This window comes from Aminobacter aganoensis (assembly GCF_014206975.1).
GTDB lineage: Bacteria > Pseudomonadota > Alphaproteobacteria > Rhizobiales > Rhizobiaceae > Aminobacter > Aminobacter aganoensis.
On sequence record NZ_JACHOU010000004.1, the window covers coordinates 220,213 to 240,874 of the forward strand.

At 63.9% G+C, this 20,662-nt stretch carries 15 protein-coding genes and 1 tRNA gene; 13 read left to right on the forward strand and 3 right to left on the reverse strand.

Going from position 1 to position 20,662, the window contains the following annotated elements:
- Nucleotides 1-82: 82 nt before the first annotated feature.
- The 8 genes from GGR00_RS11915 to GGR00_RS11950 all read left to right on the forward strand — a co-directional run bounded on the left by GGR00_RS11915 (nt 83) and on the right by GGR00_RS11950 (nt 9,742).
- On the forward strand, nt 83-346 hold the full coding sequence (locus GGR00_RS11915) for a hypothetical protein (RefSeq protein WP_055970755.1): 264 nt from the start codon (nt 83-85) through the stop codon (nt 344-346).
- A gap of 147 nt (nt 347-493) precedes the next feature.
- Nucleotides 494-567 (forward strand) — tRNA-Cys (locus tag GGR00_RS11920).
- Nucleotides 568-646: 79 nt separating this feature from the next.
- The gene (locus GGR00_RS11925; protein WP_184699533.1) at nt 647-1,321 is read left to right on the forward strand and encodes a protein-L-isoaspartate O-methyltransferase family protein; all 675 of its coding nucleotides are present in this window, start codon (nt 647-649) and stop codon (nt 1,319-1,321) included.
- Between the two features lie 167 nt (nt 1,322-1,488).
- Complete coding sequence (locus tag GGR00_RS11930) at nt 1,489-2,871, forward strand: TolC family outer membrane protein (protein ID WP_184699534.1); 1,383 nt, start codon at nt 1,489-1,491, stop codon at nt 2,869-2,871.
- Nucleotides 2,872-3,095: 224 nt separating this feature from the next.
- The gene (locus GGR00_RS11935; protein WP_184699535.1) at nt 3,096-3,821 is read left to right on the forward strand and encodes a PopZ family protein; all 726 of its coding nucleotides are present in this window, start codon (nt 3,096-3,098) and stop codon (nt 3,819-3,821) included.
- 143 nt (nt 3,822-3,964) lie between these two features.
- Nucleotides 3,965-6,748 carry a valine--tRNA ligase gene (locus GGR00_RS11940; protein ID WP_184699536.1) on the forward strand — a complete coding sequence of 928 codons (2,784 nt, stop codon included), beginning with the start codon at nt 3,965-3,967 and terminating at the stop codon, nt 6,746-6,748.
- 366 nt (nt 6,749-7,114) lie between these two features.
- Nucleotides 7,115-8,224: an outer membrane protein transport protein gene (locus GGR00_RS11945; RefSeq protein ID WP_184699537.1), complete on the forward strand. Its 1,110-nt coding sequence runs from the start codon at nt 7,115-7,117 to the stop codon at nt 8,222-8,224.
- Nucleotides 8,225-8,923: 699 nt separating this feature from the next.
- The gene (locus GGR00_RS11950) at nt 8,924-9,742 is read left to right on the forward strand and encodes a tetratricopeptide repeat protein (protein ID WP_055970771.1); all 819 of its coding nucleotides are present in this window, start codon (nt 8,924-8,926) and stop codon (nt 9,740-9,742) included.
- A gap of 99 nt (nt 9,743-9,841) precedes the next feature.
- Here GGR00_RS11950 and xth read toward each other — a convergent pair whose 3' ends face one another.
- Entirely contained in the window at nt 9,842-10,633 is a 792-nt protein-coding gene (xth, locus tag GGR00_RS11955; RefSeq protein ID WP_055970772.1) for an exodeoxyribonuclease III, read from the reverse strand.
- A gap of 138 nt (nt 10,634-10,771) precedes the next feature.
- Between xth and GGR00_RS11960 the strand changes: the two genes are divergently transcribed.
- Entirely contained in the window at nt 10,772-12,256 is a 1,485-nt protein-coding gene (locus GGR00_RS11960; RefSeq protein ID WP_055970775.1) for a nucleobase:cation symporter-2 family protein, read from the forward strand.
- 69 nt (nt 12,257-12,325) lie between these two features.
- Here GGR00_RS11960 and GGR00_RS11965 read toward each other — a convergent pair whose 3' ends face one another.
- Complete coding sequence (locus tag GGR00_RS11965; protein WP_055970777.1) at nt 12,326-12,703, reverse strand: VOC family protein; 378 nt, start codon at nt 12,701-12,703, stop codon at nt 12,326-12,328.
- Nucleotides 12,704-12,705: 2 nt separating this feature from the next.
- Nucleotides 12,706-13,053, reverse strand: coding sequence for an iron-sulfur cluster insertion protein ErpA (erpA, locus tag GGR00_RS11970; protein WP_055970779.1), 348 nt, complete (start codon nt 13,051-13,053; stop codon nt 12,706-12,708).
- Between the two features lie 71 nt (nt 13,054-13,124).
- Here erpA and GGR00_RS11975 point away from each other — a divergent pair, with 71 nt between their 5' ends.
- From GGR00_RS11975 to nagZ, 4 genes are all read left to right on the forward strand, one after another.
- Nucleotides 13,125-14,345, forward strand: coding sequence for a deoxyguanosinetriphosphate triphosphohydrolase (locus GGR00_RS11975; protein ID WP_055970782.1), 1,221 nt, complete (start codon nt 13,125-13,127; stop codon nt 14,343-14,345).
- Nucleotides 14,346-14,416: 71 nt separating this feature from the next.
- The gene (argS, locus tag GGR00_RS11980; protein ID WP_055970784.1) at nt 14,417-16,174 is read left to right on the forward strand and encodes an arginine--tRNA ligase; all 1,758 of its coding nucleotides are present in this window, start codon (nt 14,417-14,419) and stop codon (nt 16,172-16,174) included.
- A gap of 106 nt (nt 16,175-16,280) precedes the next feature.
- Nucleotides 16,281-19,505, forward strand: coding sequence for an SPOR domain-containing protein (locus GGR00_RS11985; protein WP_184699538.1), 3,225 nt, complete (start codon nt 16,281-16,283; stop codon nt 19,503-19,505).
- A 120-nt stretch (nt 19,506-19,625) separates the two neighbouring features.
- Nucleotides 19,626-20,645 (forward strand): beta-N-acetylhexosaminidase, encoded by a 1,020-nt coding sequence (gene nagZ, locus GGR00_RS11990; RefSeq protein ID WP_055970787.1) that lies wholly within the window; start codon nt 19,626-19,628, stop codon nt 20,643-20,645.
- Nucleotides 20,646-20,662: the final 17 nt, after the last annotated feature.

Consider the following 20,662-nt stretch of genomic DNA (forward strand, 5'->3'; position numbering starts at 1 on the left):
CCTCATATCTCGGCTTCGCCCGCATTTTTGCCGGCTTGGCGCGGCATTCGGGCGCAGACCGATGACCATTCAAGCGGGAACGATGACCGAGAAGAAGCCCCATCAGCCGCCGAGGCGCAAGATTTCGATCCTGGGGCGCGAGTTCCGCATGCCGCAATCGCGGGGTGTCCGCATCGGACTTGGCATCGCCCTTTGCTTCCTGGGCCTGCTCGGATTCTTGCCGGTGCTCGGTTTCTGGATGATTCCGCTCGGCCTGCTGATTCTCTCTCACGAGTTCCACGTCGTGCGGCGCGTGCGCCGCCGGCTGATCGTCTGGTGGGAGCGGCGCCGGCGTCCGGCTGAATGAGGCAGATGGAGGCGGCAGGCGCGTCCTGGCTGCCCAACGGCATCGATCGAGGGCGCCTTCTCCAAAACCGATGGGGAAACAAGCTTCCCCGCTTGACGCCGGAATCCTGGCAACCTATTGGAGCCGTGTAGACGCCCGAAGCGGCGAGGCCTCGTGGCGGAGTGGTTACGCAGAGGACTGCAAATCCTTGCACCCCGGTTCGATTCCGGGCGAGGCCTCCAGCTTCCTCGGCAACCGCCGCCGAGGACCGAATTCGGGCACAGTTTTGCGCGTCATGCGCCGAAGGCGGGCCTGTTGAATATGAACGCTGATTTTTCCGAACGTCGCGTGAAGATGGTGGACGGCCAGGTCCGCACCACCGACGTGACCGACGCTGCCATCCTGTCCGCCATGCTTTCGGTGCCGCGCGAGGCATTCGTCGACAGCGCCCAGCGCGAGCTTGCCTATATCGACGAGGATCTGCGCTACGGCGCGACCGCCGACAGCGACCAGCCGCGCTACCTGATGGAGCCGTCGCCTTTCGCCAAGCTCGCGCAACTGGCCGAGATCGGCCCGCGCGACTTCGTGCTCGATGTCGGCAGCGGCACTGGCTATTCCTCGGCCGTGCTGTCGCAGCTCGCCAGCTCGGTGATCGCGCTCGAAAGCGATCCGACGCTCGCGGCAACCGCCACCTCGACGCTTTCCTCGCTCGGCTGCGACAACGTGGTGGTGGTCTCCGGGCCGCTTGCCGCAGGCTATGCCTCGCAGGCCCCCTATGACGTCATTTTCGTCGGCGGCAGCGTCGAGCAGGTGCCTGATGCGCTGCTTGCCCAGCTCAAGGAGGGCGGCCGCCTGGTCGCCGTCGAAGGGCGCGGAAACGCCGGCGTGGCCAGCATTTTCCTCAAGACAGGCGGCAATGTGACGGCCCGCCGGGCCTTCAATGCGGCAGTTAAGCCACTACCTGGCTTCAATCGCACACGCGAATTTGAGTTCTGACCGCCTTTTTCTTGCGGTGCGCAACGCGTCGTGATGTTCTAAGAACCGGACGAGGGTGATTTGATTCTGGACTGTTTTGGTCTGGAATCAGCGCTTTAGGCCGGATCCGGCGAGGGGCATTATGGCTGCCTCAGGGCAGTTCGCCGCAGAATGAATGAGGGACGCGCGTGTCGTTTTTCCGTAAAAGTGTGTTTGCTGTAGCCTTGGTATCCGCAACGGCCCTGTCGCCGTTGTCTGCCTCCGCCGAAACGATCCTCGGAGCTTTGGCAAAGGCCTATCAGAACAACTCCCAGCTCAATTCGGCCCGCGCCGGCGTGCGCGTCACCGATGAAAACGTCGCGATCGCCAAGTCAGGCTGGCGGCCGACCATCAATGGTTCCGCCAGCATCGACTATTCGACGACGCGGCGGAATTCCTCGACCAGCCATCTCACGACCGGCTCGTTCGGGGTCGAGATTCGCCAGTCGCTGTTCGACGGCTTCCAGACCAAGAACAACGTCGCCGCCGCGGAAGCACGTGTGCGCGCCTCCAACGAGAGCCTGCGCAACACCGAGCAGAACATCCTGTTCAATGCCGCAAGCGCCTACATGGACGTGATCCGCGACCGCCAGGTGGCGGCGCTGACCGAGCGCAACCTGCAGTTCCTGAGCGAGCAGGTGCGGGCCGCGCGTTCGCGCTTCGACGTCGGCGAGGGCACTCGCACAGACGTCGCCCAGGCCGACGCATCGCGCTCGGCGGCACTCGCCCAGCTCAGCGCTGCCCGTGCCCAGGCGCTGTCGAGCGCTGCCATCTATCGTCAGATCGTCGGCGACGAGCCGAAGAACCTGAAGGCGGCATCGCCGCTCGCCAAGCTTCTGCCCAGGAGCCTGGACGGCGCGGCCTCCATCGCCGCCGATCAGCACCCGGCGATCCTTGCCACCGAACATCTTGTCGATGCCGCGGGCTTCTCGGTGAAGTCGGCGGAAGGCGCATTGCTGCCGCAACTGTCGGCCTCGGCCGGTGTTTCCCAGATTCATCGCGACAATGCACCGGCCAGCACGACGTCTCCCGATGGCTGGTCGACGTCGGCCAATATCGGCGCGACGCTGACCGTGCCGATCTACCAGGGTGGCCGGGCCTCGGCGACCGTGCGCCAGTCCAAGGAATCGCTTGGCCAGGCCCGCATCGAAGTCGATGTCAGCCGTGACCAGGTGCGTGCGGCGGTGACCTCCGCCTGGACGCAGTACACTGCGGCCCGCGAAGCCGTTGCAGCCAATCGCGAAGTGATCTCGGCTGCACAGCTCGCGCTCAGCGGCGTTGTCGAGGAACGCAACGTCGGCCAGCGCACCACGCTCGACGTGCTGAACGCCCAGAAGGATGTCATCGACGCCCAAATCAACCTGGCGACCGCCGAGCGCGATGTGGTGGTTGCGAGCTATGCCATCCTGTCGGCCGCGGGCAACCTGTCGGTCGAGCGTCTCGGGCTGAATGTCACCAAGTACCGGCCGGAAGAGCACTTCAACGCCGTCAAGGACAAGTGGATCGGACTGCGGACGCCGGACGGCCGCTGACCTCCAGCGCACCGGGTGCGGAAATTGAAACGGGCGTCTGCTTTAGCGAGCGGACGCCCTTTCTCGTTGGCGGCCACGGATTGCGCGGTAATCTGTTGAAATCGCCGGGGCTGTCCGATTGGGGATTCTCGAAGGGGAATCAGTCGGCTACGCTAAGGTCCTGATTCGAAGCCCGTTTCGACGGGCGGGTTTTGTAACCTGTCACAAAGGCGGCGGATGTGACGATGGCCCAGGCTAGCAGCGCTCAGCGCGAACCCTCGATGGAAGAGATACTCGCTTCCATTCGCAGGATCATCGAGGACAACGACACCGGACGACGTCCGGCAGTCGACTTTGAGCAGATGCGCCCGGAGCCGGAAGACGATCGCGGCGACCGCAACATCATCGAGGTCGAGGCGTTCAGGGCCGAGCTGCAGGCCAAGCCGGCGACGGTTCGCCCCGCTGAACCCGCGCAGGCCCCGACGGTGGCCGAAACCAAGGCACCCGAGCCCAGCGCCGTGACGTGGCCGTCGGCCGAGCAGAAGCCGGCCATCGCCGAAACGAATGTCGAAAATGCCCCTGCGTTGCCTCGGACCACGGCGAGCTGGGCACCAAAGTCCACCCTTGCGGTAGAGCAGATGGAGCGCCTGGCCGGCCCGGCGCGGGAGCCCGAGGTCGAGGCTCCGGCGGCGGCGACGGTCGAGCCTGTTGCCTCGCCGATCGAACAGGCAGCTGCCGAGGAGCCGTTTGCGGTGAAGCCCGCGATCATTTCCGAACAGGCCGGCCGCCAGGTGTCGGCCGCCTTCGGCGAGCTCAACGACGCCTACGCGGCGCGCAGCCGCAAGTCGTTCGACGACATTGCTGCCGAAATGATGCGGCCGATGCTGCAGGATTGGCTCGACAACAACCTGCCGACGCTGGTCGAGCGGCTGGTACGCGAAGAGATCGAGCGCGTGGCCCGCGGCGTTTAGCGATTTCGGCCTTGCCGACATGAAAGCGCCGCCTTCGGGCGGCGTTTTCGTTCCCGGTTGCGGCAGGCCGTGCTGTTGACTTGCCCGCACCCATCCGATTTACACCGGACCAGCAAAATCCGGACCAAACGGAACCAATTCCGATGCTTGAGAAGACCTACGACGCCAAGACCGTCGAACCCAAGATTGCCAAGGCCTGGGAAGACGCCGATGCCTTCAAGGCCGGCGCGGGGGCTGCCGAGGGCGCGGAGCCGTTCACCATCGTGATCCCGCCGCCCAACGTCACCGGCTCGCTGCATATGGGCCACGCGCTGAACAACACGCTGCAGGACATCCTCGTCCGCTTCGAGCGCATGCGCGGCAAGAACGTGCTCTGGCAGCCGGGCATGGACCATGCCGGCATCGCCACCCAGATGGTGGTCGAGCGCAAGCTGATGGAAAAGCAGATCCATCGCCGCGACCTGACCCGCGAGCAGTTCGTCGACAAGGTCTGGGAGTGGAAGGACGAATCCGGCGGCATGATCTTCAACCAGCTGAAGCGGCTGGGTGCCTCCTGCGACTGGTCGCGCGAGCGGTTCACCATGGACGAGGGCCTGTCGAAGGCGGTCATCGAGGTCTTCGTCACGCTGCACAAGCAGGGCCTGATCTACAAGGACAAGCGCCTTGTGAATTGGGACCCCAAATTGCTGACGGCGATCTCCGATCTCGAGGTCGAGCAGCATGAGGTCAACGGCAGCCTCTGGCACTTCCGCTATCCGGTCGAGGGCGAGGTCTACGATCCCGAAAACCCTGCGACCTATATAAGCGTCGCCACGACCCGGCCCGAGACGATGCTGGGCGACACCGCGGTTGCCGTGCACCCCGACGACAAGCGGTATGCGGCGCTCGTCGGCAGGAACGTCGTGCTGCCGATCGTCGGCCGCAAGATTCCCGTCGTCGCCGATGAATATTCCGACCCGGAAAAGGGGTCGGGCGCGGTCAAGATCACGCCGGCGCACGACTTCAACGACTTCGAGGTTGGCAAGCGCCACAATCTGCCGGCGATCAACATCCTCACCGTCGAGGCAAACATCAACATCGCCGACAACGAGGAATTCCTCGAAGGTGTCGAGCGCAGCGACATGCGCGACGGTGTCTGGGCGCAGCTTCACGGCCTCGACCGCTTCGCCGCGCGCAAACTGGTCGTCCAGATCATGGAAGAGGGCGGTTTCCTCGACAAGATCGAGCCGCATAAGCACATGGTGCCGCATGGCGATCGTGGCGGCGTGCCGATCGAGCCATATCTGACCGACCAGTGGTGGGTCAATGCCGCCGAAATGGCCAAGCCCGCCATCCGCAGCGTGCGCGAGGGCCGCACCAACTTCGTGCCCAAGAACTGGGAAAAGACCTATTTCGACTGGATGGAGAACATCCAGCCCTGGTGCGTGTCGCGCCAGCTGTGGTGGGGTCACCAGATCCCGGCCTGGTACGGTCCGGACGGCCACGTCTTCGTCGAACGCACCGAGGAAGAGGCCCTCGACGCGGCCATCCAGCATTATCTCGCCCTCGACGGGCCGTGGAAGGCCTGGGTCGAGGAGCAGCTCGAGAATTTCGAGCCCGGCAAGATCCTGACCCGCGACGAGGACGTGCTCGACACCTGGTTCTCGTCGGCGTTGTGGCCGTTTTCGACGCTCGGCTGGCCCGACAAGACGCCCGAACTCGACACCTACTACCAGACCGACGTTCTGGTGACCGGCTTCGACATCATCTTCTTCTGGGTCGCCCGGATGATGATGATGGGCCTGCATTTCATGGACGAAGAGCCGTTCCACACGGTCTATGTCCATGCGCTGGTCCGCGACAAGAGCGGCCAGAAGATGTCGAAGTCGAAGGGCAACGTCATCGATCCAATCGAACTGGTCGACGAATACGGCGCCGATGCCTTGCGCTTCACATTGGCGATCATGGCAGCCCAGGGCCGCGACGTGAAGCTCGACCCGGCGCGCATCGCCGGCTATCGCAACTTCGGCACCAAGCTCTGGAACGCCACGCGCTTTGCCGAGATGAACGGCGTGGCGCGCAACGACGAGTTCTGGCTCAACGATGCCAAGCTCACCGTCAACCGCTGGATCCTGACCGAACTCACCCGCGCCACGCGCGAGGTGACGGCTTCGATCACCAGCTACCGCTTCAACGAGGCGGCCGGTGCTGCCTACCGCTTCGTCTGGAACACCTTCTGCGACTGGTACCTGGAACTGCTGAAGCCGATCTTCATGGGCGAGGACGAGGCAGCCAAGGCCGAAAGCCAGGCCGTCGCGGCGTTCGTGCTCGACGAGATCTACAAGCTGCTGCATCCGATGATGCCGTTCATGACCGAGGAGTTGTGGGCGCATACCGCGGGCGAGGGCAAGGAGCGCTCGTCGCTGCTCTGCCATGCGGCCTGGCCGGCGCCCGACTTCGAGGATGCGGCGGCCGCAGCCGAGATCAACTGGCTGGTCGACCTGGTCAGCGGAATCCGCTCGGTGCGTTCGGAGATGAACGTGCCGCCGGCGGCAATCGCGCCCCTGGTCTTCGTCGGCGCCAATGACGAGACGCTGGAGCGCCTCAAGCGCCACCAGTCGGCGATCGCGCGCCTGGCCCGTGTCGGCGAGATCACGCACGAGGCGGCAGCGCCCAAGGGCGCCGCTCAGATCGTCGCCGGTGAGGCGACAGCATGCCTGCCGCTCGGCAGCCTGATCGACCTGACGGCCGAAGCCGCGCGCCTGCAGAAGGAGTTGGCTAAGACGACGGAGGAGATCGCCCGGCTGCACAAGAAGCTGTCGAACGAAAAATTCGTCGCTTCCGCGCCCGAGGAGATTGTCGCCGCCGAGCGCGAAAAGCTCGACGACTATCGCCAGACGCAGGAAAAACTCGACACCGCGCTGTCGCGGGTTCGCGACGCCGGCTGACGATTCGAGGTCGAAATCCTGCCGCGGAATGACGCTGCGGCAGGACCGTCTTTTGCTACCGGAATGGCCATGCCGCAGCGTAAATTGTGGTCAATGTAACCATTTCGCGCCTGATTGTTGCCATAATGTAACAAGGCGCTGATATACCCCCAAAAATGCCGATTTCCGGGCAAGCTTCTCCGGAATTTCCTGGAAATCTTTCCGTCGGCATAGCGAATCCACCAAAATTGACGTTTGCGTAAGAGGAAGGTTGGCGGCGACGGCCGAGCCTGGCTCCGGCGCTGCGGCGTTTGCAAAAAATCAATGTTGCGTGATCAGAATGAAATCGGTCAATTCTCATCGCGAGCATTCGGGAGAGGACACAAAATGAACATTTCGCGTCTTAAAGCGCTGCTGGGGGCAACTGCGCTGACGATCATTGCGGCAGGCGCAGCCCAGGCTGGCGGCTTCAGCCGTGGCACGGCCGATACGGATATTCTGTACGAGCAGGGCAATTTCAACCTGCGCACCAGCATGACGGTGGTTAGTCCGGACCGTAAGTTTACAGTGAATACCTCCCCGGATGGGACGGGTTATGATTACTCCGACACCTATGTTGTTCCTTCAGCAGCGGTGAAGTTCAAGATATTCGACGAGCTTTCATGCGCGGGCACTGTGAGTATGCCCTATGGCGGCGGTGTTACGTATGGCCCCGGAGGTAATGGAACGCTGTTCAAGCGTGACGAAGACTTCACCGTTATGGAATACGGGGCAACCTGTGCATTCCAGTATGAGCTTGGCAAGGGACGCATTTCGGTGCTGGGCGGCGCTTTCATTGAAAGCGTCGACTACAATCTCGTCGGTCAGAACGGGTTGGTAACGGTCGACTTGCAGGATCAGGATTTTGGTTGGCGTGCAGGAATTGCGTACGAAATTCCTGAAATCGCGCTTCGTGCCCAGTTGATGTATCGCTCTAGCACGAATGTCGCGGCTGAAGGTACCACAAATGGAGCTCCGGTTGCGCAGGGCTTTGCTGAACTCCCCCAGAGCGTTGAACTTAAGGTTCAGAGCGGCATAGCACCGGGTTGGCTTGCCTACGGCAGTATCAAGTGGACGGACTGGTCGGTCAACGAACGATTGGTCCTTGTTTTGAACAAGTTTGCTCCCCCCGGTGCGGCAACCAGAGTTGATACCTACAACTGGCAAGACGGGTGGACTGTCACCGGCGGCATTGGTCACTCATTTAGTGACTCTATAGCCGGTACCGTCTTTGCGACCTGGGATCGCGGAGTCAGCACTGGCTGGGATCTGCATACCGATACCTACACCATCGGCACCGGCATATCTCTCAAGGACAAGATTGGCGGCGAGTTGCGCGCAGGTGCTGGCGTGAGCTACCTCACGGCGGGCGAAGAGACGCAGTATGGTGGCGCCAACCGTGCTGTTGGCAATGACTGGGCATTTGCCTTGTCGGGTGGCTATTCGGTCAAATGGTGACCACCTCCTCCTAACCCCTTCAAAAGCCGGGCCCTGCGCCCGGCTTTTTTGTTGCCGGCGTCCGTTTGCGTTTCGGAAACCATGGCGCGGCAAGTCGGCAACAGTTGTGACGATTCAGCAACACTTTTGCCTCAAGCTTTCGGCTAAGAAACCAAGCGGGGCAATTGCCTATTTCCCGCCATAAACCCGGCGCACCCCGGATAGGTCTTCGGACCCGGGATGCCCGCGACGGGACATCGGACGATACGTGCAAGGGGCCGCAATGCTGCGGCAGGAACAGGAATGAACGCCAAGGCGATCTTCAGGGCCAAGCTGCCGAGCCGTCATACGACGGCAGCCTCGGCGCATGCGCCTGCCTGTTCTTTGCCCGTGAGGTTTCGCGCCGCGCGCGGAAGTAGTCTTGATGTCGTCGGCGCCCGGTCGATGCCTTTGCGCGACCGCGGTTGCTTGCCTGAAGTTGGCCGTACTTTGGTCGAAAACAGCGCGCATCTTGACGCCATAGATGTTCAGGACATGGCGCGTCCGGCCGAGCGGATCGGCATGGCGCAGCCTGGTGTCGAACTCGCGGAGAGGGCGAAAGAGTGGAAGCCGTGCCTGACCGGACATCGGTCGGGGACGATCTGGAATTGTGCCGGAACCGCCCCGTCAGGCGGCGACGGCACGGTCACCCACCGAGGTGGGCGGAAGAAACACACTGCTATGCGCATATCTGAGTTGGTAAGAGCATCAGCCTATTCGGCGCTTGTCGCGGCCTCCCTGCTGGGCGCCGCCGGCGAGGCGCGGGCGTTCGACGACAAGGTCTTCGACGACAAGACCGGCGTGAAGCCGGAGTCGAGCCCGTGGGCGGTGTTCCAGTTCGGTTTCTCCGCCTACAAGAGCGGCCACAAGGACCAGGCTGTCGAAGCCTATCGCTACGCTGCCGAAAACGGCCAGATCGGCGCCACCTGGAAGCTCGCCCGCATGTATGCCGAAGGCGATGGCGTGGCCCAGAACGACTACGAAGCCTTCAAGTTCTTCTCAGAGATCGCCGAGCAGGACGTCGAGCCCGGTTCGCCCGAGGAGAGTTATGTTTCCGACGCTCTGGTGGCGCTCGGCGGCTACATGAAGCATGGCATCCCTGGCAGCCCGGTCTCGGCCAATCCGGTCGCGGCGCAGGAATACTACATGCGCGCCGCCGCCAACTACCGCAACCCCAATGCCCAGTTCGAAATGGGCAAGATGTTCCTCAAGGGCGATGGCGGCGTGAAGGCCAGCGTCAGGCAGGCCGGCCGCTGGCTGCAGCTTGCCGCCGAAAAGGGCCATGCCGGCGCCCAGGCGACCCTTGGCAATTTGCTGTTCGAGAGCGGCAAGGTGGTTCGCGGCCTCGCCATGATGACCGCGGCCCTCGAACGCGCCCAGCCGGCTGACCAGCCCTGGATCCGGGGAATGCAGGAAGAGGCGTTCGCGCTCGCCGACGAATCCGACCGCCGCACCGCGATTTCGCTGGCCGAAGACATCCTGACCAAGGGCAACCAGTAGGCTTCGGCCGGGCAGCGAGCGCCGGGAAGGCCACGCGCTCGTCTTTTGGCGCTGAACTGCCTCCCGCCGCCAATACCCCGCCAGCTCTGGCGGCTTGCCTCAGGCGGCTGCGAGAGCGAGGTCTATCGCCACCGGCACGTGGTCTGACGGCTTTTCCCACGCCCGCACATGCTTTTCGATCGACGCCGAAGTGAAGCGGTTGGCTGCTTCCGGCGACAACAGCAGGTGGTCGATGCGGATGCCGTTGTTTTTCTGCCAGGCGCCGGCCTGGTAATCCCAGAATGTATAGACGTCGCGCTGGTCGGTGACCGAGCGTACCGCCTCGGTGAAGCCGAGGTTTTCGAGCCGCCGGAAGGCCTGTCTGGTCTCCGGCTGGAACAGCGCGTCGCCAAGCCACAGCTCGATGTTGCGGGCGTCGATCGCCTCGGGAATGACGTTGTAGTCGCCGGCAAGCACCAGCGCTTCTTCGAGCGCCAGCCGCTCGGCGGCCCAGCGTTCCAGCCTGGCCATCCATGACAGCTTGTAGGGGAATTTCTCGGTGCCGACCGGGTTGCCGTTGGGCAGGTAGAGCGAAACCACGCGCAAGACGCCGTTGTCGGTCGAGAACACGCCCTCGATGAAGCGTGCCTGCTCGTCGGAATCATCGCCGGGCAGGCCGCGATTGACCTCGTCGAACGGCAGTTTCGAAAGTATAGCGACGCCGTTGAAGCCTTTTTGGCCGTGCGTTTCGACGTTGTAGCCAAGCGCCTCGATCTCGAAACGGGGAAATCCTTCGTCGACAGTCTTTATTTCCTGAAGGCAAACAATGTCGGGCGCGCTTTCCTTGAGCCAGTGCATCAGGTTGTCGATGCGGGCTCTGACGCCGTTGATATTCCAGGTCACGATCTTCATGAATTTCACGCGATTATTTCAAATAATTCTTGATAGCCTGAAAGGCCGTTCCAGACGATCCTGCACCATCCCTAGGGAGAAGGGAACCGGTCCTCTTCGGCATTCTTCGGACCGGCTGGCAAAAGGGGAACAAATGCCATGTCCAATAGTACTCATCCTGTGGACGAGGTGCTACCGGCGCCTCGTCTGGCCGCGCTCGGCATCCAGCACGTGCTGGTCATGTATGCCGGCGCGATCGCCGTGCCGCTCATCATCGGACGCGCGCTCAAGCTCGACCCGGAACAGGTCGCTTTCCTGATCTCGGCCGATCTGTTCGTCTGCGGCGTCGTCACCATCATCCAGTCGTTCGGCGCCACCCAGTGGTTCGGCATCAAGCTGCCGGTCATGATGGGCGTCACCTTCGCCGCCGTCGGCCCGATGGTCGCCATGGCCAACGCCAACCAGGGGCCGGATGGCGCACGCATGATCTTTGGCGCGATCATCGGCGCCGGCATCGTGGCGCTGCTGATCGCGCCGCTTGTCAGCCGCATGCTGCGGTTCTTTCCGCCCGTCGTCACCGGCACCATCATCGTGGTCATCGGCGCCTCGCTGATGCGCATCGGCATCAACTGGATCTTCGGCAATCCGTTCGGTCCAACCGCGCCGAAGCTGGTTTCGCCCGAACACGCCGAATGGCTGAAGACGGTGACCGAGATGGCCGCCGCCACCGGCTCGACAATCCCGCCGCTGCCTGAAAAGCTGGGGCTTGCAGCGTCTGTGTCCAACCCAGCTTATGCGCCGCTGACCAATATCGGCATCTCGGCGGTGGTGCTGGTGTCGATCCTGGCGATCGCTAGGTTCGGCAAGGGCTTCGTGGCCAACATCGCCGTGCTGCTCGGCATCGTCATCGGCGGTGTGCTTACCGCCTCGCTCGGCATGATGCATTTCGACAAGGTGGCGTCCGCCGGCTGGTTCGAACTGGTCACGCCGCTGCGCTTCGGCATGCCGATCTTCGAGCCGATCCTGATCATCACGATGGTTCTGGTGATGATCGTGGTGATGATCGAATCGACCGGCATGTTCCTGGCGCTTGGCGACATGACCGGCAAGAAGGTGACCCAGCCGATGCTTTCGGCCGGCCTGCGCACCGACGGTCTCGGCACCATCATCGGCGGCCTGTTCAACACCTTCCCCTACACCAGCTTCTCGCAGAATGTCGGTCTCGTTGGCGTCACCGGCGTCAAGAGCCGCTTCGTCTGCGTAGCCGGCGGCGTGATCCTGATCATCCTCGGCCTGGTGCCCAAGATGGGCGCGCTGGTCGAGGCGCTGCCGACCTTCGTGCTCGGCGGTGCAGGGCTGGTGATGTTCGGCATGGTGGCGGCGACAGGTATCCGCATTCTCGCCAATGTCGACTTCAAGACCAACCGCAACAACCTGTTCGTGGTTGCGGTGTCGATCGGCTTCGGCATGATCCCGCTGGTGGCGCCCGACTTCAAGATGTGGATGCCGCACAACCTTCACCCGCTGATCGAATCGGGCATCCTGCTCGCCTCGGTTTCGGCGGTGGTGCTGAACGCCTTCTTCAACGGCACCAAGGAAAATGAAGCCGAGGTACGCGAGGCTGCCATGGCCTCGGAAGCCTGATGCTTCGGATGACGACAACAGGCGAGGGCCCCGCAAGGGGCCCTTTGCTTTTTGACAGGTTTCGGAATCTTATTTGCGCTCGACGAGGCCGATCGTGTTGCCGGCCGGATCCTTGAGGAACGCCATCCACTCGCTTTCGCCGGCCGGGCCGAACTCGCCCTCGGCGTCGCGATGGACCAGCGTCGGCGCCGTGGTGAAGGCGACGCCCTTGTCGGATGCGATCTCGTAGAAGGAATCGAGGTCGGCGATGTCGAGATAGACGGTCGCCTGCGGCACGCCACCGGTGAAGAACAGCCTGACGTTGCCGGCGATGATGAAGGCGATGCCGGGCGGGTCGTAGCGGGCGTGCACCGGCAGGCCGAGCACGTCGAGCCAGAAGCCCAGCGTGTCATCGATGTCGCGACCGGCGGAGAGCGCAACCTGGCGGAGCGCTCCGACCCGGCGCATGGCTAGATGGAGAAGCTGGTGCCGCAGCCGCAGCCGGCGACTGCGTTGGGGTTCTTGATCTGGAACGACTGGCCCATGAGGTCGTCGACGAAATCGACCACCGAACCGCCCATGTAGACCAGCGACAGGTCGTCCACGAGCAGCGTCGCGCCGTCACGTTCGATGGCGACGTCGTCGTCGTTGCGGCCATCGACCAGGTCGAACTTGTAGGAAAAACCGGAGCAGCCCCCGCCTTCGACCGAGATGCGCAAGGCAATCTTGCCCGGATCGCCGGCGACGATCTTTGCAATCCGCCTGGCAGCGGCTTCGGTCATGTCGACCTTCATGGCAGTCTTGGCATCAGCGCCCATCGGCGTCACCTTGCTTTCGGTTTCTTATGATAGGTATGAAGCCACCTGGGGCAAGTCAACAGGTGGGGAGTATGGCAGGCGAGCGGCAACTTGGCGATATCGGCTTCGGCTACCGGCCGCGCGCGGCCTATGCCTGCGATCCCGCGGCTTCGCGCGGCCGTCTGTTCGACGAGGTCGAGAGCCCGACGCGCACGCCGTTCCAGCGCGACCGCGACCGCATCATCCACTCGACCGCCTTTCGCCGCCTGAAGCACAAGACCCAGGTGTTCGTTGCCCATGAGGGCGATCACTTCCGCACCCGGCTGACGCACACCATCGAAGTGGCGCAGATCGCCCGCGCGCTTGCCCGCGCCTTGCGCTGCGACGAGGATCTCGCCGAGGCGATCGCCCTTGTCCACGATTTCGGCCATACGCCCTTCGGGCATACCGGCGAGGACGCGCTGAACGAGAAGATGGCGGCCTGGGGCGGCTTCGACCACAACGCCCAGTCGCTGCGCGTGGTGACAAGGCTGGAGAGCCGTTATGCCGAATTCGACGGGCTCAACCTGACCTGGGAAGCGCTCGAAGGGCTGGTCAAGCACAATGGTCCGCTGACCGACACCTCAGGTAAGGGCCTGAATGGGCCCGTGCCGCAGGCGATCCGCGACTATTCCGAATTGCACGACCTCGAGCTTGACCGCTTTGCCAGCCTGGAAGCGCAATGCGCGGCCATCGCCGACGACATCGCCTACAACACCCATGACATTGACGACGGGCTCAGGGCCGGCCTGCTGACGCTCGACATGCTCGATGGCGTGGGCCTGCCTGCCTCGATCCTGCGCGGCGTGCGCGAGCGCTATCCGGCCCTCGATGCCGTGCGCACCGGCCACGAGTTGATGCGGCGCCAGATCACCATCTTCGTCGAGGACGTCATTGCGACCGCAACCGCCCGGATAGCGCGCCTGGCGCCTGGAAGTGCCGACGAGGTCAGGTCGGCCGGCGAAGCGATGGTGACCTTTTCCGACGAGATGGCGGCGTCCGAGAAGGAGCTCAAGGCCTTTCTCTACCGCAACATGTACCGGCATTCGGAGGTGATGCGGGTGCGGGCCAATGCCGACCGCATCGTGCGCGAGCTGTTCGATGTCTATTATGCCGATCCCCGTGCCATGCCAGAGGGGTGGCGCGAGGGGCTGGACCGGGCCGAGGACCGCATCAAGGCGCGTGCCGTCGCCGATTTCCTGGCCGGCATGACCGACACCTACGCCATCAAGGAACACCGGCGCTTGTTTGACCATACGCCCGATTTGGTTTAGGCCGGGAAAATCAACATTCAGTGGAATGTCACGTCAAAAGTGGCGTCGAAGCGTCCTACGAAAGCCTAGAAATGAACATTTTCGCCGATTTCAGCGAGCGGATCACCAAAGCCGTCGAAGCCCTTGAATTGACTCCGAAAGACGGCGGTGTGCTTGACCTGACGCGCATTGCAGTCGAGCCGCCGCGCGACGCCACCCATGGTGACCTGGCAACCAATGCGGCGATGGTGCTGGCCAAGCCGACCGGGCAGAACCCGCGCGCGCTGGCCGAACGCCTGGTCGCGGAACTCGCCAAGGACGCCGATGTGGTCAAGGCCGAGGTCGCCGGCCCGGGTTTCGTCAACCTCAAGCTCAAGGACGCGTTCTGGCAGAAGCATCTGTCCGATCTCCTGTCGCGTGGCGCCGACTATGGCCGCTCGGGCTTTGGCAAGAAGAAGCGCGTCAACGTCGAATACGTTTCGGCCAACCCGACCGGGCCGATGCATGTCGGCCACTGCCGCGGAGCGGTTGTCGGCGATGCGCTCGCCAACATCCTCGGCTTCGCCGGTTATGACGTCACCAAGGAATATTACATCAACGACGCCGGTGTGCAGATCGACGTGCTCGGCCGCTCGGTGATGCTGCGCTATCGCGAAGCGCTCGGCGACGCCATAGGCGAGATCCCGGCAGGTCTCTATCCCGGCGATTATCTCGTACCGGTCGGTCAGGCGCTGGCCAAGGAGTTTGGCCGCGACCTGCTGCAGAAGCCCGAGGACGAAGCGCTTGGCATCATCAAGGACCGCACCATCGATGCGATGATGGAGATGATCCGCGAAGACCTGGCGCTGCTCAACGTCCGCCACGAGGTCTTTTTCTCCGAGCGCACGCTCCATGCCGACAACGCCAGGGCGATCCGCTCGGCGATCAGCGACCTGACGCTGAAGGGTCACATCTACAAGGGCAAGCTGCCCCCGCCCAAGGGCGAGAAGCCGGACGACTGGGAAGACCGCGAGCAGACGCTGTTCCGCTCGACCGAGGTCGGCGACGACATGGACCGCCCGCTGGTTAAGTCGGACGGCGCTTTCACCTATTTTGCCGCCGACGTCGCCTATCTCAAGGACAAGGTTGATCGCGGCTTCGAGGAGCTGGTCTTCGTGCTCGGCGCCGACCATGGCGGCTACGTCAAGCGCATGGAAGCGCTGGCGCGCGCGGTCACCGACGGCGCCGTGAAGCTCGACGTGCTGCTGTGCCAACTGGTCAAGCTGTTCCGCGACGGCGAGCCGGTGCGCATGTCCAAGCGGGCAGGGGAGTTCATCACCCTGCGCGAGGTGGTCGAGGAAGTCGGCCGCGACGCGATCCGCTTCATGATGCTCTACCGCAAGAGCGATGCGCCCCTGGACTTCGATTTCGCCAAGGTCACCGAGCAGTCCAAGGACAACCCGGTCTTCTACGTGCAGTACGCCTCGGCCCGTACCCATTCGGTGTTCCGGCAGGCCAGGGAGCAGCTGGGCGAGGTCGGATTCGAGCGTTCGAAGCTCAGTGCAGCTGTCGAGCGGCTGACCGACGAAGGCGAAATCGCGCTTGTCAAGAAGCTCGCCGAGTATCCGCGCCTGATCGAGTCCGCTGCTCAGTCGATGGAGCCGCACAGGCTGGCTTTCTACCTTTACGATCTCGCCAGCAGCTTCCACGGACACTGGAATCGCGGCACGGACAACCCCGACTTACGGTTTGTTAAGGTTAACGATCCAGAATTGACCCATGCCAGACTCGGGCTGGTGCAGGCTGTTTCGGACGTCTTGACGTCGGGCCTGGCGTTGATCGGAGCGGATGCGCCCACCGAAATGCGCTAGGTTAACAGAGGCTTTCTGTCACCTTTTGCCCACATTGCGCTGGTAAGGGCCAACCTTACGCGACGTTCATGGCGTCCGAAAAAAGTGCGAGAGTTCGGGAAAAAGAATGGCAGACAGACCCCAGCTGAAGATCGCCGATAAGAACGATTTCGCCGATGAAGATCCGTTCGCCGAGCTGACGAGGATCATGGGCTTCGATCCGCGCCAGCCTGTGGTGCGCCAGGATGTTGGCGTGCCCGCGGCCCGGGTCGAGCCGGCGATGGACGACGATTTCGGCATCGACCTGGAAAAGGAGCTGCTCGGCGAGCTGGCCGGCGACGACCTGTTGGCCGCACCGGAGCGTGATGCGCCCGCCGGCTATGTCCAGGCTGATGCGCCGACGGCCTATGCGCCAGCCGAGGCTCGTTTCGAAGAGACTGGTTATGGTCGCGCGCAAGAGCCGGAATTTGCTTCCGATCCCTCGTTCGATGATGCCGTCGCCGCATCCTTCGAGCAGGAGTTTTCGCTGGAGGACGAACTGCTCAGGCCTGAAGAGCAGGCTTATGCGGTCGAGCCAGCCTTTTCGGCGGAGCCGGCTTATGCCGTGGAACCGACCTTCGCCGTCGAGCCTGCCTATGCGGCTGCGCCCGAAGCCGTGGCCGACGCGGCGTTCGACGATGCCGTCGCTGCTTCCTTCGACGAACACTTCACGCTCGAAGACGAACTGCTGCCGGTCGAGGAGACCGCTGCGCAGGTCGAGGGGCCCGTGGCCTATCAGGCGCCCCTCGAAACCGATCTCGATGCTGACTTCGATGTCGCGCTTGCCGATGTCGACATGGATTTTGCAGCCCATGACGGTGCGGATTACGCTGTCGAAAGCGATGGCGGCGATCAGCTGACGCTCGGCGAATATCAGCCGGCCGAGGCTGAAATTGCCTTCACCCATGAGGACTTGGCCGAAGAGCCGCAGGTGCAGGCAGCTCCTGCCGCCCAGGCCCAGGCCCAGGATTACGACGAGTTCGAGCGCCGCCTGCAGGATGCCCTGCGCGACGAGGAGCCTGCTTACGAGCCTGCCGCTGCCCACGCGCCGGCCTTCGAGCCCGAGGTCGCCACGGCAGCCGCGCCTGCGGCCGCTGTCGCGGCTGACACCAGCCTCGAGGACGAGCTCAACGCGCTGCTCGGCACCATGAGCAATCAGGCCAAGGCGCTTTCCGAGCCTGCACCGCTGCGCGTCGAGGCGCCGGAGCCAACGTTCACCAACTCGTTCTGGGCGCCTGAGCAGCCCGCCGAAACCGAGCCGCAGGCGGTTGAAGACGCCGACTATGCGGCGTCCTACGCCGATGAGACGCATCAGGTCGAGGATTTCGCGGCCGCCGACGAAGCGACGGTTGTCGCTTCCGATGCAGGCTACACCGAGCCCAGCTACGACCAGCAGGCCGACGTCGATGTCAATTTCGACGACGACGCCTTCGACATGGCTTTCGAGCGCAGTGCGGAAGCGGCCGTGACTGAAACTGTCGCGCCCGCCGCAATCGCGCCTGCAGCCGTGGCCGCCGCTGACCGGCCGCTGGCAGCATCGCGCTATGAACAGGCCCGCAGTTGGGGCCTGGGGACGCCCGTCGCCCCGCGCGCAACGGCGCCTGTCGCCGAGACGCAGCCGAGCTACCGGCCCGAGACCTATGCTGCGCCTGCACCAACCTACGTGCCGCAGGCAGAGCCCGAAGCTTACGTGCCGCAGCCCGAGCCGGAATCCTATGTGAACCAGCCCGAGCCCGAAACCTACGGGCAGCAGGCCGAGCCCGCCGTCGATGTAGCCGACGATCTCGAAGCTGAACTGTTCGCCGCCGTTTCGTCCTTTGACGATGCACCCGACGTCGAGACGGTGGACGTGCCGGAGAAGGCCGTCGCCCTGGCCGACGATCTCGACATTCCCGAGTTGTCCTTCGAGGACGATACGCCCCCGGCACCGGCCTTCGACGATCTCGATAGCGAATTCTCGAACCTCATGAACGAGATGAACGCCCCCGAGGCAAGCAAGCCGTCAGCTTCGTCGAGCTATGAACCCAATCCCTATGCCAGCGGCTTTGACCGAAAGACGCTGCGTGACGGCGATGCATCGCAGCCGATCGAGTTTGCCGCAGCCGCAGCAGCGGCGGGCGCGGCCGGCATGTACGCCGGTCGCCAGTCACAGGCTCAGGCAGACGATCGCCTGATCGGCTTTGACCTTGGTGGCATGCAGCAGGGCCGCGGTTCGGCGCCGCGTGAGCAGGCACCGGTCGACGACTTCGACTACGATCCGGATTTCGACGAAGCCATGGAAGCGCTGCCCGGTTCGTCGGCTGCGGCACGCCCGGCCCGTCGCGGCCTCATGATCGCCGCTATCGTCGGCGCGGTCGCCGTTGTCGGCGGCATCGGCGCCTGGGGGCTCTCCTTCGGTGGCGGCGATGACGCCGGTGCGCCTGTCATCGTCAAGGCTGACGAGACCCCTATCAAGGTCAAGCCGGAAAATCCGGGTGGCATGACCGTGCCGAACCAGGACAACAAAGTCTATGACCGTGTCGCAGGCGGTGCCGCCAACGGCGCGCCGGCGCAGGAAAAGCTCGTCACCAACACCGAAGAGCCCATCGATGTGGTGGCTCAGGACGCCGAGGCACGCGCCAACGACACGCTGCCGCTGGATGCGGATGAGACCGCCGATGCGCCGCTGCCGAAGGCCGAGGATCGCGTCGCGCAGGCCGCTCAGGCAGACCAACCCGACGCCAGCACCGAGACGGCCGCAGTTGCCCCGCGCAAGGTCCGCACCATGGTCGTGCGGCCCGATGGCACGCTGGTGCCGCGCGAAGATCCGGCACCTGCCGCGGTGGCTGCCGCCGAGCCTAACGATCCGGCGCCGCAGCGCGTCGCCAGCGAGGCTACCGGCACCGTGCCTGCGCAACCCGCCCTTGCGCCGGTTGCCAACACCCCGGCGCCTGCCCAGTCGGCAAATACGCCCGCTTCGGCTCCGATCGCTCCGCAGCGCCCTTCCGAACAGCCAGTCGACGTGGTCGGCGAGGTCAAGCCGGACCAGGTTGCGGCCCTCGCGCCATCGGCCCCGACCGCAGCAGCTTCGGGTGCCTGGGCGATGCAGATCGCCTCGCAGCCGAGCGAAGCCGCCGCCAAGTCGACCTATGCCGATCTGGCCCGCCGCTATGGCAGCGTGCTCAACGGTCGCGAGGTCAGCATCGTCAAGGCCGAGATCGCCGGCAAGGGCACCTTCTGGCGCGTCCGCGTGCCGGCCGGCACCCGCAACGACGCGGTCAGCCTGTGCGAGAGCTACAAGGCAGCCGGCGGCAACTGCTTCGTCTCGAAGTAGGTTCGCAGCCAACAAATCGGCAAACGGCGCGGCACCTGCTGCGCCGTTTTTCGTTTCCGGTCCGCCCGCGCGGATTGCAGCCGATTCTCTCTCACCCAAAAAGGCGCTAAGCTTCCCGTCATGACCGAATCAAAGTCCATCATCCTCGGCTGCGCAGGCCTGTCGCTCATCGCTGAAGAGATTGCCTTCTACCGTCGCGAGCGGCCGTGGGGCTTCATCCTCTTTGCCCGAAACGTCAAGGAGCCGGAGCAGATCCGCGACCTCGTCGCCCAGATGCGTGACAGCGTCGGACGGCCGGATGCACCCGTTTTCATCGATCAGGAAGGTGGGCGCGTGCAGCGCCTGCGCCCGCCGCTGGCGCCGAACTACCCCGCCGGCGGTGCGCTGGGCGCGCTCTATCGCAATGACCGCGAGGCGGGCCTGCGGGCGACATGGCTGCTCGCGCGCCTGCATGCCTTCGATCTCGCCCGCTACGGCATCACCGCCGACTGCCTGCCGGTGCTGGATGTTCCGGTCGAGGGGGCGAGCGACGTCATCGGGGCGCGTGCCTATGGCAAGGATCCGGAGAGCGTTGCCGCACTCGGCCTCGCTGCGGCTGAAGGGCTGCTGGCAGGCGGCGTCCTGCCGGTCATGAAGCACATTCCCGGCCATGGCCGGGCCGTTTCGGACACCCATTTCGAATTGCCGACGGTCCATGAAACGCTCGATGAGTTGCGCGCCCACGACTTCGCGCCGTTCAAGGCGCTGAACCATCTGCCGATCGCCATGACCGCGCATGTCATCTTCAGCGCGGTCGATCCCACGGCCCCGGCGACGACGTCTCGCAAGGTCATCGAGGAAATCGTGCGCGGCGAGATCGGGTTCGACGGCCTTCTGGTCAGCGACGACACCTCGATGAAGGCACTTTCTGGGGATTTCCCGTCAAAGTCGGCGGCAATCCTTGCGGCGGGCGTCGATCTTGTCCTTCACTGCAACGGGGTGATGGAGGAGATGGAGGGCATCGCCTCGCGGGCCACGGCACTTTCCGGCAAGTCGCTCGAGCGCGCCGAAAAGGCCCTTGCCATGGTCAAGGCGGGCGATGGCCATGATGAAGCATCGCTTCGGGCGGAATTCGGACAATATTTCGAGGCAGTTGCATAGCCTCTCAACGAGAAGGC